We start from the raw sequence: 13,451 nt of genomic DNA on the forward strand, positions 1-13,451 counted from the left end.
GCCACGGGAGTAACGGGTCCGCAAGGAGAAACGGGTCCGCAAGGCCCTACCGGAGCCCCCGGATCGGCAGCCAATACCGGAGCCACGGGAGTAACGGGTCCGCAAGGAGAAACGGGCCCACAAGGCCCTACCGGAGCCCCCGGTTCAGCGGCCAATACTGGAGCCACGGGAGTAACGGGCCCGCAAGGAGAAACGGGCCCCCAAGGTCCGACAGGCCCTACGGGATTTGCTGGAGCTACCGGAGAAACGGGCCCGCAAGGTCCGACAGGCCCTACGGGATTTGCTGGGGCCATCGGAGAAACCGGCCCGCAAGGGGGGCCGGGTCCCACTGGAATAACCGGCCCCCAAGGTCCGTCGGGTCCCACTGGATTTGCTGGGGCTACCGGAGAAACGGGCCCCCAAGGTCTGCCGGGTCCCACCGGATTTGCTGGAGCCACCGGAGAAACGGGTCCACCAGGTTTCACCGGGGCTACCGGAGTAGGGGAGACCGGAGCCACGGGAGTAACGGGTCCGCAAGGAGAAACGGGCCCGCAAGGCCCTACCGGAGCCCCCGGATCGGCAGCCAATACCGGAGCTACCGGAGTAACGGGTCCGCAAGGAGAAACGGGCCCGCAAGGCCCTACCGGAGCCCCCGGTTCAGCGGCCAATACTGGAGCCACGGGAGTAACTGGCCCGCAAGGAGAAACGGGCCCCCAAGGTCCGACAGGCCCTACGGGATTTGCTGGGGCCATCGGAGAAACCGGCCCGCAAGGGGAGCCAGGTCCCACTGGAATAACCGGCCCCCAAGGTCTGCCGGGTCCCACCGGATTTGCTGGAGCCACAGGAGTAACCGGTCCGCAAGGAGAAACGGGCCCGCAAGGCCCTACCGGGGTAACTGGCCTACAAGGGGAAACAGGTCCGCAAGGGGAAGCAGGCCCACAAGGTCCAACGGGTCCTACTGGTCCTAATATAGCAATCGAGGGATTCTCTGTTTTCCGTCCAACGGGTACGAGTACTTCCGCGAGTGAAATATTGGCTGGCTGGACAGCTCCAGCAAACACTCCCTACTATATAGGAAGTAATTTCAATCCAAACACCGGAGTGTATACTGTTCCGGAAACTGGAAAATACTCGATGAAGGCAGTTATTAGTTATACGACAACAGCAACGATCACTGCCCAAATTGGTGCAAATGTTAATCCGGCTTTTGCTATTCAACGAACGGCACCTATAGATACAACTTTGGTTTCGGGTTTGTTCCCCGTATTAGATGTAAACATTCTATTGATTCTTACCTTAAGAGTGATTTTGGGGAATGCTTCCATTACATTAGTAGGAGACTTTGATTTAGATGCAGGGGATCAGGTTTCGATTGCTTATCAGGCAAATGGATTAGTGATTAGTTTAGATATAGGCGGAGATGCTGCTTTACCTTCAGGCACAGTTTGGTCCGTGCATCGATTGACCTAGAGCACCATATATCGTTTCACCCATATTTCAGAACGAGCCTGTATATCGTCTTATCGATTACAGGCTTGTTTCAATTTTTTTATCATAAATGGGTTATACTTTCTTACTAAGAGAAAACATCATTGATCAAAGAGAGGTGTTATACACAAATGAAAGCAATTAAATCCAAAGGAACATGGAAAAAAAGAATGCTCATCACTTTCATAACCCTTATAGGACTAACTATTGCTGGAGTTAGTTATTGGAATCTTTCTCCCGTTCCAAAATCATTTTTGATTAAAAGAGCATTTGAAGGTGGCGTATTCACCCCATCTGCCGTGCATGGCGATGCTGAAAATAAAACAACAATCACGAAAGATGTCGATTATCAGTCTAAATTTCCAGATGGGAAATTAGACATCATCTATCCGAAAAAGCGTACAGGTGAAACTCCAACTATTTTTTGGGTGCACGGTGGTGGATTTGTGGGAGGGGATAAATCAAATATCACTGGGTATGCGGTAGAGTTGGCTTCCCATGGTTATACCGTGGTGAATATCAACTATGCCCTTGCTCCAAAAAGAAGATATCCTACACCCGTACTTCAACTAGGTGAGGCATACGAATACATGAAGAAAAATGATAAAAAATATGGCGTAAACCTAGATCGAGTCTATTTTGCTGGAGACTCTGCTGGAGCACAGATATCAAGTCAATTCGCTAACATTCAGACCTCGAAAGAGTATGCCAAATTAAACAAAATAGATGCGATTGTAGATCCGACTACGATAAAAGGCATGTTGCTATTTTGCGGCCCGTACAATATGCCGAATCTAGCTAAGATGGAAACAAGTAAAAAGATACAAGACTTTCTACGTACCACTGGATGGGCATACATGGGTAGAGAAGATTGGGAAGGGTTACCGGAAGTAAAAATAGCGGCTGTTTTAAACCATGTCACAGAAAAATTTCCTCCTTCCTTTATTACTGATGGGAATACGAAATCATTTGAAGATCAAGGGAGGGAACTAGCTGCTGCATTACAGAGAAAGGGGGTTTATGTAGATGCTCTTTTCTTTGATAAAAGAGAGTTTGGGGAGTTAGCACATGAATTTCAATTTAAAATGAATACCACAGCAGCACAAAAAACCTTTAACCAGGTTCTAGAATTTTTAAGAAAAAACAGGTAAACCCTTCTGTATTAATGCGAAAACGGTGTTACAATATACGCATACCCTTGACGAGGAGAGGAAGTCCATTATGATTAACCAACAAAGAATACTTGATGAATTTATTGAACTTGTACAAGTGGACAGCGAAACAGGGGACGAGCGTGCGATTTGTGACCTGTTGAAACAGAAGCTAACCGATCTTGGCCTAGATGTAGTCGAAGATGGCTCAGCAGCTGTAACAAAGTATGGTGCTGGTAACTTGATTGCGACCCTAAAGGGGAGTGTGGAAGATGCTCCTACGATCTATTTTACTTGCCACATGGATACCGTTACTCCGGGAAAAGGGATTAAGCCGATTATCAAAGATAACCACATCTATTCAGATGGAACAACCATTCTGGGTAGTGACGATAAGGCTGGATTGGCAGCCATCTTAGAAGGAATTCGTGTGCTACAAGAGCAGAAAGTGCCTCACGGTACGATTCAATTGGTTTTGACGATTGGAGAAGAATCGGGATTAGTAGGTGCTCGCCACTTAGAAAGACAATATGTAAAAGCTGATTTCGGATTTGCTTTAGACTCCAATGGGCCTGTAGGGGAAATCATCGTGAGTGCGCCATCTCAGGTGAAGATCCTCGCCCGCATTCATGGTCGTGCGGCGCATGCAGGAGTAAATCCGGAAGCAGGTATTAGTGCCATTCAAGTGGCTAGTCGTGCTATTTCTCGTATGCCACTCGGGCGAATTGATGAAGAAACGACAGCGAACATCGGTAGTTTCCACGGAGGTACTGCAACCAACATCGTGACAGAATACGTGGAAATTCTAGCGGAGGCTCGGAGCCGTAATGAAGAAAAACTCCATCAACAAGTAGAAAAAATGGTACAAGGATTCCAGTCCGCGGCTGCTGACTTTGGTGCAACAGCAGATGTGAAAACCAATGTCCTTTATCCAGGATTCTCCTTTACAGAAGAAGACTTAGTGGTCCAGAAAGCAGTTGCGGCTGTGAAACGGATTGGTCGTACGCCGGCGATTGGTGGAAGTGGTGGTGGTAGTGATGCCAACGTGATAGCTGGATACGGTATTCCAACTGTCAACTTTGGAATCGGGTATAAGAAAATACATACTACGGAAGAGCATATGCCGATAGAAGAGCTTAACAAAGCCGCTGAGTTGTTTGTAGCAGTTGCACAGGAATGCGCCGAATAGGAAGAAAATGTTTTGTTTTATCAAAAGCTCTTGATGATGCAGGGCTTTTTTCTTTTTGTCTCAGAAAAGGAAGAAATGGCGTATGAACAACCCTTTCTTTGGAAAAATAACGCTAATCACAACGAAACAGGAGACAGAAAATATGAATGTGGTCTTTTTCCTTACAGGTTTACTTTTAGTGTTCGTATTGGGATATATCGCCAGTCATAATCGGAAAGATATTAAGCTGAAGCCTATTATCGTGATGCTTGTAGTAGAAGCAATTCTCACCTTTTTTATGCTAAGTACAGAAGTGGGGATTACGATAGTATCGGGTGTTTCAAAAGCATTTCACAAGTTAGTCGTGCTCGGAATCAGTGGAGTCGACTTTGTATTTGGCGGGTTAGAAAACAATGGGGCATCTACCTTTTTTCTTGATGTGCTATTACCGATTGTCTTTATCTCGGTATTGATCGGGATCTTAAGTCACTATCACATACTGCCATTTATCATTCGGGTGATCGGACTCGGATTAAGTAAGTTAAACGGTATGGGAAAACTGGAGAACTATGTAGCTGTCTCTTCCGCGATCTTGGGACAATCTGAAGTGTTCCTTACCACTAAGAAGCAACTTGGGTCAGTATCAAAGCGGCGTCTTTATACGTTATGTACATCGGCGATGAGTGCGGTTAGTATCGCAATCGTAGGGGCATATATGACGATGGTGGAGCCTAGATACGTTGTTGTGGCCATTATCATCAATATCTTTTCCGCTCTTATCATCGCCAATCTCATTAACCCTTACGACCTCGGAGATGAGGACGATTTAGCGATCGAGCAATCAGCAGAGAAGGTTAATCTCTTTCAAGCCATTAGCGAGAGCATTATGGATGGTTTTAAGGTGGCGATTATCGTGGCAGCGATGTTGATTGGTTATATAGCGCTAATTAACTTCATCAACTACTTGTTTACGTTTGTCTTCCACATCTCATTCCAAACCATACTTGGTTACATCTTCGCACCGGTTGCCTTCTTGATGGGAGTGCCTTTCGAGGAAGCAGTGAAAGCAGGTAGTGTGATGGCAACAAAACTAGTAACAAATGAGTTTGTCGCGATGCTTGACTTCCAAAATGTGTCTAAGCAGCTCTCCGCTAAAACCGTCGGGATCGTTTCTGTTTTCCTAGTCAGTTTCGCTAATTTTAGCTCGATCGGGATTATTACCGGTGCAATTAAGGCATTGAATGAGAAAAAGGGAGATGAGGTAGCGAAGTTTGGTTTGAAATTATTGTACGGTTCTACCTTAGCGTCGATCTTATCGGGTACGATTGTGGGATTGTTTTTGTAAATAAAAGAGCATCCTGTCTAGACAGTAGGATGCCTTTTTATATCTGAGTGGTTCCGCACCAAACATCGAAAAACGTTATTTTTCAGTAGTATCTGTACCTTAATCCGCGTTCTCTTATCCGCGCATGACATGTACAAATACTGTCAAAATAGAATACATTGATAGAGAATCATAAAATAGAAAAGGAAAAGAGGAAATAGCTATGAAGTGTGGATCAATCCCTCGAAGCTTCATAAATAAAATGGTCTTCATAACATTAAGTGATATAACAACAAAATTTAGTGGAAGATTACTCAGGATTACTCGAAATGCAATATATGTGCGTACGAAAACTAGGATAGAACAAGTTCCTTGCACATATATTCGATCTATTAAACTATGTTCCAAATGCTGTACCACTAGATAAGAAAAAAGAATATACCTAAACATCAAAAAACGCTATTCTTTTCAGTATACAACTGAGAGCATAGCGTTTTCTTTAAGGATCAACAACATCAACATGAGTTTTATTTGTACGCTCAGGAATTGTAAAAGCAAGAATCAGGCTTTTATCTTTGTGTAGATGAATGGAGCATTTTAGAAAAAGGGACATACGATGAATTTAATAAAGGAAAAAAGAGTAAGGAAAGATAGGCTTTGATGAGTAGTGGAAAGATGGTTTGGAATTTGGGCTAATTGCAATTCATCATGGATTTGCTGCCTCTCCCTGTCAGGACAACTTCTTTATTGAATAAGATAGGCAATTGCTTGGCAAGGTCTCTGTGCACTAAATAAGGTGGACTAAAATATATTGAAAAAGGGAGCAGATTTAGTCAGGAGGTGAGTAATATGTCTTATCCGAATATACCGAATGTAAGCCCAAATATTAATTTGACTCGAGACGATGCGATTAATTTACTTTTATCTTCGATTGCCCTAGAAGAACTAGGATTGAGTCATATTATTAATGCAGAAGGAGAGAAATTGCAGTACGTGCTCGGAACGCTTCCAGGGATTTCGTCAGCATTAAATCCTACGCTTACGGATCTTTTAGTGATCAATCAAAGTGTTAAAGATACCATTAACGTAATAGCTAAGAAAGAATGGATCTTAAACGAGAAATTAGAGAATGTCTTGGATTCGGCCGGTGGTTCGCTGAATGCAGGTCCACAAGGCCCTGCAGGTCCACCAGGCGCTCCAGGTCCACAAGGTGATATTGGTTCACCAGGTGCTACGGGACCACAGGGTGCTACGGGACCACAAGGTCCGACAGGTCCACAAGGTGCTACGGGACCACAAGGTTTCACTGGTCCAACGGGTGCTATATCTGAAGGATTTGCGAATGGGATTAGTAGTATTGTACCCTATCCGCCTAATACGAGTACTGGAGTTACGTGGGATACTATTTCTTTCGGTGGATCTGGTATTACAATTACACCTGGTGTCGCAGGAATTACTCTTGAAGGGGGTCATAACTATTTAATCAGTGCTTCTCTTTCTGGACGTTCTGTGGCTGGAACTAACGATAGTGGAATGTTTGAGTTGAACTTGGATGGAGTCTTAGTCCCAACTGCACAGTCAATTCTACATGGTCCTAGCCAAAATGCAGATGGCTCTCTTCAAGTAGTGCTTCCAGTTTCTCTACCAAGTCAGGTCCTTACAGCACAAGTAAATCTGATTGGAGCAACAGGTCAAACCCTTGCTCTAGAGGATGGTTTAGTAAGTATTACGATATTGAAAGTAACGTAAGGGAACCCCTTCAAAAGAAGGGGCCTTTTTTTCGCTGTTTTCCTCTATTTAAGAAGGATTCCATAGTACATAGATAGAATAAATCAAAATGTAAAAATATTTAAAATATATTCGTTTGAGGAGGAATTATATTGAAGAAGGCGATCCGCAAGACAGCCATGGGGCTCATGCTCTCGATCCCGTTGGTCTTTACAACAGCGTTTGCTTCAGGAGTTCCTGTGCAAGAAAAAAGGCATGCTAAACCTCGTGTTTCTGAGGAGAGAATTTATCGTGATATTGCTTGGATGGCAAGTAAGGATGATGCTCGTATGGCAGGCACTCCAGGTGAGCATCGAGCGGCGAAGGTGATCGCACAACGCTTTAAAAAATTAGGCTTTGATGTAAAGATGCAGAGATTTCCGTTTACTCGCTTTGAGAGTCGTGGGGCAGCACTAACGGTTAGTCAGCCTGAGAATAAATCGTTTGAGACGGCTCCCCTAACCTATTCTCCGAGTACACCAGCTAAAGGGCTGAGTGCAGATTTAGTATATGCTGGGTTGGGCGCAGAGAGTGACTTTGCTTCTCTGGATGTAAAAGGAAAGATCGCCCTGATCAAGCGTGGAAACCTTACTTTCTACGATAAAACACAAAATGCGGCGAAAGCAGGAGCGATTGGGGTTGTGATCTTTAATAACACCACGGGTAAGTTAGGTGGAACACTCGGACAGCAAACAAGTATCCCTGCAATTGGTCTTACGGATACAGATGGTGCTGTTTTGACTAATTTGTTAAGTAGTGGCCAAAAGGTGACGACGACCATGAAGGCGGACACCAAAGTGATCAATACGTACTCGCAAAATGTGATCGGTACTTACAAGGCGAAAAATGCAAGGAAGGCGAAGACCCTTGTAGTGGGTGCACATTATGATGGCGTTGACTCAGCAGCGGCTAATGATAATGCCTCTGGAACAGCTACGATGTTAGAAGTGGCGCGTCTAGCTTCCCAGAAGAAGCTAGATATGAATGTAAGATTTATCGCGTTTGGTGCGGAAGAAGCTGGATTGGTTGGATCTGAGTTTTATGCACAGTCCCTAAAACCAGAAGAAGCTGCGAAGATTTCTGGCATGATCAACATGGATATGGTTGGAGTTGGGGATAAGGTGAGTGTGTTAACTGCCTCTGCAGATGCACAATCCTTTGTGGCAGACTTGGCAGTCGAGAAAGCGGAAGAGTTACAGATTACCCCGATTAGAGGGTTTTCTACTCGAAGCGATCATGCTTCTTTTGAACCACTAGGCATCCCAGTTGCTTTCTTGCATGTAAGTGAAGATCCATACTACCACAGCGACCAAGACACGTTAGATAAAATCCAGAAGCCAAACCTGAAAAATGTGGGAACACTTGTCACGAACTTAGTTCTCGATATCGCGAATAACAATTCCGGGTCACCAGCAAAGGGACAAATGCAACTTCTAAACGAAGTCCAAGTGAAACAAGCTCATCACGATCACGGTGTGAACTTCGTAACGAAATAAGGTAAGATGGGAAAGCATCAGACTCTCGATGGGTCGGGTGCTTTTTCTTTTATGTAAAATATAAATTTTTATATATAAAATTAAGATAATTAATTGTTCCATGAAGTATCTTTTGATACAATAGGTATTGATAAAAGGTAATACCTTTAGATAATTTACTATTTATGCTTGTGGGGTTGAGAAGAAGATGCAATTTGATACAGATATAGGCGATCGGCATCCATTTTTTTCGGAAGTTCGTCCAGGGCGTGGTTTTGAAGATATCGCGATGCAGATCAAGGAAGCGATTTTGCAAGGGCATTTAAAGGATGGAGATCGTCTACCAAATGAGAGGGAACTGTGTAGCCTCTTTGGAGTGAGCCGTCCTACTGTACGAGAAGCCATTCGATCATTAGAAGCGATTGGAGTAGTAGAGGTGCGTCGTGGGGTTTATGGTGGTATTTTTGTTGCGGAGCCGAAGCCAGATCATGTAGGGAAAGCACTCGCTGCATTGCTACGCTTTCGTGGTGCGACGATTAGTGAGTTAGTGGAGTTTAGGCAAACATTTGAAGCGGAAACGGCGTACTGGGCCGCACAACGAGCCACGACGATACAAGTCGAACAATTAGTGACAATCGCAAACAAAATAAAGGAAGTGGCGCATTCAAGTAAGGTGCCATGGGAGAAGTTTATAGAACTAGATTTGGCCTTCCACGAAGAAGTGGCTCAGGCTTCACATAATCAGATTCGGGTTGCGATCATGTTAGCGATTCATGGTGTGCTCCGTAAAACTTCTTTAATGTTAGAGAAGATTGATGATGTGGTGTGGCGCAAGCAGCAAGCATCGGATTTGATGGAGATTGCTGAGGCGATTAGTGAGGGGAACGCTGAATTAGCACAAAAGCGGATGGCGAACCATATTGAACGGAATATTAGCAAATTTAATTAATGGGCAAATAGGTAACTGTGGGGTGATCATGTGAATGAAGGGTTCATTGTTTGCAGATGTGAGGAAGTAACGGGTAAACAATTGGAGGATGCCTATCTCTCAGGCGCGATCACGTCTCGTCAGTTGAAGATGAAAACGAGAGTTACGATGGGTGCTTGTCAGGGAAGAGTGTGTCGTCAGTTGGTAAATCTGTGGCTTAGTAAGAAAGATCCTAGTGCTGATAAGGGAGTCGAACCATTATCTTATCGAGCTCCAATAAGGCTTGTTACTTTTGGGGAATTGGCGGGTGAGGAATAAGTGAGAAAACCTCTTCGCATTAGTCATCACCCTCTTTTGGGAGAGATGAATAAGAAAGTGATCTCATTTACTTATAATGGTGAGGAGTTAAAAGGGTTAGAAGGGGAGCCGATTGCGGTAGCATTGCTTGCAAATCACATTCGGGTTTTACGTAGACATGAGGAATCAGGATCTGCTCGTGGGCTTTATTGTGGGATTGGTCACTGTATGGAGTGTCGTGTCCAGCTGATTGGAAAAGGGCAAGTACGGGCATGTCTTACCCCTTTGGAAGAAGGAATGGAGATTCGAGAAGGAAGCAGGCTTCCCAACGCGATTACAGGGAGGGTGGATTCATGAATGAAATACAGCAAACCGATCTACTGATTGTAGGTGCGGGTCCGGCAGGGTTGTCGGCTGCAACTACGATTTCGGCGGATCGTGATTTCCGGGTTATGATCATTGATGAATTCCCTGAACCTGGTGGACGTTTGTTAGGGCAGTTTCATGAAGCAAGAGATCGTTCGTGGTGGGTTGGGAAAACGGTTGCAGCTAATCTCATCGCACAAAATGTCTCAGCAGGGGTTACGATTCAGTGCGGCGTTTCGGTGTATGGACTGGAGCTACTTCCCGGCGGTTGGAAGGTGCTTACGTCAAAGGGAGACATCCATACGAAATACTTACTACTGGCAACAGGTGCGGCTGAGATCCCCGTTCCTGTCTCTGGTTGGACACTTCCAGGGGTAATGTCGATCGGAGCAGCGCAAGTGATGGCAAATGTCCATCAAGTCAAGCCGGGCAAGAAGGGGTACATCGTGGGTATAAATGTGCTGTCCCTTGCCATTGCTAGGGAATTAACGGTAGCAGGGATTGAGATAGAGGGGATTGCGTTACCGCCTAGTGATTTGTTTGCGACGGAGGAGACTACCCCCGTTACCGCGGTCGAACTTTTAACAAGGTTATCGGATGCGGCGCCTGCTTCGTGGATGCGCTGGGGTGGAAAGCTGGCACAGAAAATGAAGTTGAGTCGATTAATTGCCTCTTGTTTTCCTAAAAAGGGGTTGAAAGTGTGGGATCTGCCTCTACAACTACGAACTGCACTTGTTTCCATTCAAGGGATAGATCAAGTTGAGTCGGTTATTGTGGCTGATGTGACGAGTAGTGGAGAAATCATTGAAGGAAGCCAGAGGGAGATCAAGGTGGATTTCGTTGCGATAGCGGGAGGTTTGTATCCGTTAGCTGAGCTGGCGGCGTTGGCAGGTTGCCCCTTTCTCTATGTTCCCGAATTAGGTGGGAATATCCCGATTCATAATGAACGAATGAAAACAACCTTGCCTAATCTCTATGTAGCAGGAAATATAACAGGGATAGAAGGAGCGCAAGTAGCCATGGCTCAGGGACGTTTGGTAGCACACTCGATTTTGTATGATGATGGGTGGTTTGCTTGTGAAGAGGAGCCGAAGTTGCTAGATGCGATTGACGAGGTAAAAGAGGTGCGGAACTCTGCGATGATTCAATTTCATCCTGAGATAGATAGCGCTAGGAAGCGGATCTACGAGCTATTTGATCATTGGATGTAGGTGGAGGTGAGACTTGATGACAACGGAGAATGCGGATGTCGTGATTATTGGTGGTGGCATTATCGGGATGGCTACAGCTTACTACTTGGCGAAACTTGGTTCTGATGTCGTGGTTGTGGAAAAAGGAGAGATCGCTGGGGGGACTTCTTCAAAATGTGATGGCAATATTTTAGCAATTGATAAGGAACCCGGTTTTGATAGCCAGATGTCGCTGGAGTCACAAAAATTGGTTTCACAATTAGTGGCTGAGTTAGATGAAGAGTTTGAATATCGGGCACCTGGTAGTATTTTGGTTTGTGAGTCGGAAGAAGAGATGGAAGCAGCGGAAATGTGGGTAAATCGGCAAAAAGAGATAGGATTACCCTTTCGAATGCTCGATCGGGGCGAGATTCGAAGTGAATGGAAGCATATGGCTGATGATATCCACGGTGGATTAGAGTGTGCTACTGATTCTACGGTAAACCCGGTGTTGTTTACGTATTCATTAGCTGTTACAGCAGAGCGGTTAGGCGCTAGATTGAAAACGCATACATGGGTGACAGGGATTCGGTTAGATTCATCCGGGGCTGTGGCAGGGGTGGAAACATCAAATGGATTGATAAAAGCCAAGCATGTTGTGAATGCCGCGGGTGTGTGGTCCAAGCCTATCGCCCAGATGGTGGGGATTGAGATCCCGGTGGAACCACGAAAAGGGCATATTTTAGTCTCTTCTCGATCAGAGAGTATGGGAACGAGAAAAGTGATGGAATTCAGTTATCTGATGAGTAAGTTTGGTAAAGAGAGAAAAGTAGATAAGCGAACGGAACAATATGGCGTTGCCTTGGTTTTTGAACCGACCGCCTCCCAAAATTTTCTGATCGGAAGTAGTCGCGAATTTGTGGGATTTGATATGAAAATTAACGTAGATGTAATTCGTTGTATCGCAAGAAGGGCGATTCGATTCTTTCCTGCGATGAAGGATATCCCTGTCTTGCGGAGCTACTGTGGGCTTCGTCCGTGGACCCCGGACCATTTGCCGATTGTCTCCCGTGTAGAAGAGGTTCCTGGGTTTTATATTGCGGCAGGTCATGAAGGGGATGGGATTAGCCTCGCTGCCATTACTGGCAAAGTGATGAGTGAATGTATTACCGGTCAAGAGACAACGATTTCATTAGAACCGCTACACTATAATCGATTTAAAAAGGAAGCTGGAAAAAGATGAGGATTTCAAAATTAATTTCGACGATTGATACACATACAGGCGGCAATCCAACTCGTACGGTTACGAGCGGTGCACCAAAATTAATAGGCAACACAATGACAGAAAAAATGGTTTATATGAAAGAGCATCACGATGATTTTCGTCGTCTTCTCATGTATGAACCACGTGGACATGGCGTGATGTCAGGGTGTATCTTGACGGAACCTTGTGATCCAACAGCGGATATTGGCGTTGTATTTATTGAGACAGGTGGCTATCTCCCGATGTGTGGTCATGACACGATTGGTGTATGTACGGCGTTAGTGGAAGCAGGAATCTTTCCAACGGATCAAACCACCTTGCGTTTGGATACACCTGCTGGCTTAGTAGAAGCAAAGCTATTAATAGAGGACGGCAAAGTAAAGCGGGTTACGTTTACGAATATCCCTTCTTTCTTATACAAACGAGAAGTCCATGTTTCGGTGGATGGATTAGGAGAAGTAACGTGTGATATTGCATACGGCGGAAACTTTTATGCATTGGTAGAGGCACAGCAAGTCGGGTTAGAGCTTACGACCGAACATGCGGCCGATATAGTCCAAAAGGCGATTCGGATTCGGGATGCGATAAATGAACAGGTCGAGATCGTTCATCCAGAGATCCCCGTGATTAGCGGTCTTACACATGTGGAGTTTTATGCTGATGCAGTATCCCCAGAAGCAGATTGCCGAAATACCGTGGTGATTCCGCCGGGTGGGATTGATCGTTCGCCGTGTGGGACGGGGACTTCTGCGAAGGTCGCAACGTTATTTGAAAAAGGGGAACTGGCACTTCATCAAGAGTTTGTACATGAAAGCATCGTGGGCTCCCTCTTTTATGCAGAGGTGCTGGCTGAAACGACCGTAGGCGATCTTTCAGCGGTGATTCCGCAAATTTCAGGCTCTGCATGGGTTACGGGTTTTCATCAGTTTGTGATTGATCCGAGTGATCCACTTTTGGACGGCTTTTTAATTTTGTAAGGATGGAGAGGATAGAAAGGGGGTGAGGCACTTCTGGGTTAAAGTACGTTTATCGAGTTTGCCAACATGTTCACATACTAAAATACAGGGGGAAAGTG

General features: G+C 45.3%; 11 protein-coding genes and 1 pseudogene. All 12 read left to right on the plus strand.

What is annotated here, in order from left to right; translation table 11 throughout:
* Positions 1–1,449 (plus strand): annotated as a pseudogene (locus BLU58_RS11240) (collagen-like protein); the annotation flags it as partial.
* Between the two features lie 149 nt (positions 1,450–1,598).
* Positions 1,599–2,618: an alpha/beta hydrolase gene (locus BLU58_RS11245; RefSeq protein ID WP_093292312.1), complete on the plus strand. Its 1,020-nt coding sequence runs from the start codon at positions 1,599–1,601 to the stop codon at positions 2,616–2,618.
* Between the two features lie 70 nt (positions 2,619–2,688).
* Positions 2,689–3,807, plus strand: coding sequence for a M20/M25/M40 family metallo-hydrolase (locus BLU58_RS11250; RefSeq protein WP_093292313.1), 1,119 nt, complete (start codon positions 2,689–2,691; stop codon positions 3,805–3,807).
* 142 nt (positions 3,808–3,949) lie between these two features.
* Positions 3,950–5,131, plus strand: a complete 1,182-nt coding sequence (locus BLU58_RS11255; protein ID WP_093292314.1) for a NupC/NupG family nucleoside CNT transporter — start codon at positions 3,950–3,952, stop codon at positions 5,129–5,131.
* An 828-nt stretch (positions 5,132–5,959) separates the two neighbouring features.
* Positions 5,960–6,859: an alpha-helical endospore appendage domain-containing protein gene (locus BLU58_RS11260; protein ID WP_093292315.1), complete on the plus strand. Its 900-nt coding sequence runs from the start codon at positions 5,960–5,962 to the stop codon at positions 6,857–6,859.
* 131 nt (positions 6,860–6,990) lie between these two features.
* Complete coding sequence (locus BLU58_RS11265; RefSeq protein ID WP_093292316.1) at positions 6,991–8,373, plus strand: M28 family peptidase; 1,383 nt, start codon at positions 6,991–6,993, stop codon at positions 8,371–8,373.
* A gap of 187 nt (positions 8,374–8,560) precedes the next feature.
* Positions 8,561–9,301: a FadR/GntR family transcriptional regulator gene (locus BLU58_RS11270; RefSeq protein WP_093292317.1), complete on the plus strand. Its 741-nt coding sequence runs from the start codon at positions 8,561–8,563 to the stop codon at positions 9,299–9,301.
* 30 nt (positions 9,302–9,331) lie between these two features.
* Positions 9,332–9,598 (plus strand): (2Fe-2S)-binding protein, encoded by a 267-nt coding sequence (locus BLU58_RS11275; RefSeq protein ID WP_255404689.1) that lies wholly within the window; start codon positions 9,332–9,334, stop codon positions 9,596–9,598.
* 45 nt (positions 9,599–9,643) lie between these two features.
* Complete coding sequence (locus BLU58_RS11280; protein ID WP_093292419.1) at positions 9,644–9,934, plus strand: (2Fe-2S)-binding protein; 291 nt, start codon at positions 9,644–9,646, stop codon at positions 9,932–9,934.
* The gene (locus tag BLU58_RS11285; RefSeq protein ID WP_093292319.1) at positions 9,931–11,154 is read left to right on the plus strand and encodes an NAD(P)/FAD-dependent oxidoreductase; all 1,224 of its coding nucleotides are present in this window, start codon (positions 9,931–9,933) and stop codon (positions 11,152–11,154) included. Before BLU58_RS11280 ends, BLU58_RS11285 begins: the two co-directional genes overlap by 4 nt.
* Positions 11,155–11,170: 16 nt before the next feature.
* Positions 11,171–12,355, plus strand: a complete 1,185-nt coding sequence (locus BLU58_RS11290; RefSeq protein WP_093292320.1) for an NAD(P)/FAD-dependent oxidoreductase — start codon at positions 11,171–11,173, stop codon at positions 12,353–12,355.
* A complete protein-coding gene (locus BLU58_RS11295) occupies positions 12,352–13,353 on the plus strand; it encodes a proline racemase family protein (RefSeq protein ID WP_093292321.1) in 1,002 nt (333 codons plus the stop codon). The genes BLU58_RS11290 and BLU58_RS11295 overlap by 4 nt, the downstream gene beginning before the upstream one ends.
* Positions 13,354–13,451 lie beyond the last annotated feature (98 nt).

It is taken from the genome of Thermoactinomyces sp. DSM 45892, from assembly GCF_900107305.1.
In the GTDB taxonomy this organism is placed as follows: Bacteria; Bacillota; Bacilli; order Thermoactinomycetales; family Thermoactinomycetaceae; genus Baia.

Bases quoted from the DNA above. Each gene is read 5' to 3' on its own strand.
- BLU58_RS11245 (WP_093292312.1), top strand. From the start codon at position 1,599: ATGAAAGCAATTAAATCCAAAGGAACATGGAAAAAAAGAATGCTCATC.
- BLU58_RS11250 (WP_093292313.1), top strand. From the start codon at position 2,689: ATGATTAACCAACAAAGAATACTTGATGAATTTATTGAACTTGTACAA.
- BLU58_RS11255 (WP_093292314.1), top strand. From the start codon at position 3,950: ATGAATGTGGTCTTTTTCCTTACAGGTTTACTTTTAGTGTTCGTATTG.
- BLU58_RS11260 (WP_093292315.1), top strand. From the start codon at position 5,960: ATGTCTTATCCGAATATACCGAATGTAAGCCCAAATATTAATTTGACT.
- BLU58_RS11270 (WP_093292317.1), top strand. From the start codon at position 8,561: ATGCAATTTGATACAGATATAGGCGATCGGCATCCATTTTTTTCGGAA.
- BLU58_RS11280 (WP_093292419.1), top strand. From the start codon at position 9,644: ATGAATAAGAAAGTGATCTCATTTACTTATAATGGTGAGGAGTTAAAA.
- BLU58_RS11285 (WP_093292319.1), top strand. From the start codon at position 9,931: ATGAATGAAATACAGCAAACCGATCTACTGATTGTAGGTGCGGGTCCG.
- BLU58_RS11290 (WP_093292320.1), top strand. From the start codon at position 11,171: ATGACAACGGAGAATGCGGATGTCGTGATTATTGGTGGTGGCATTATC.
- BLU58_RS11295 (WP_093292321.1), top strand. From the start codon at position 12,352: ATGAGGATTTCAAAATTAATTTCGACGATTGATACACATACAGGCGGC.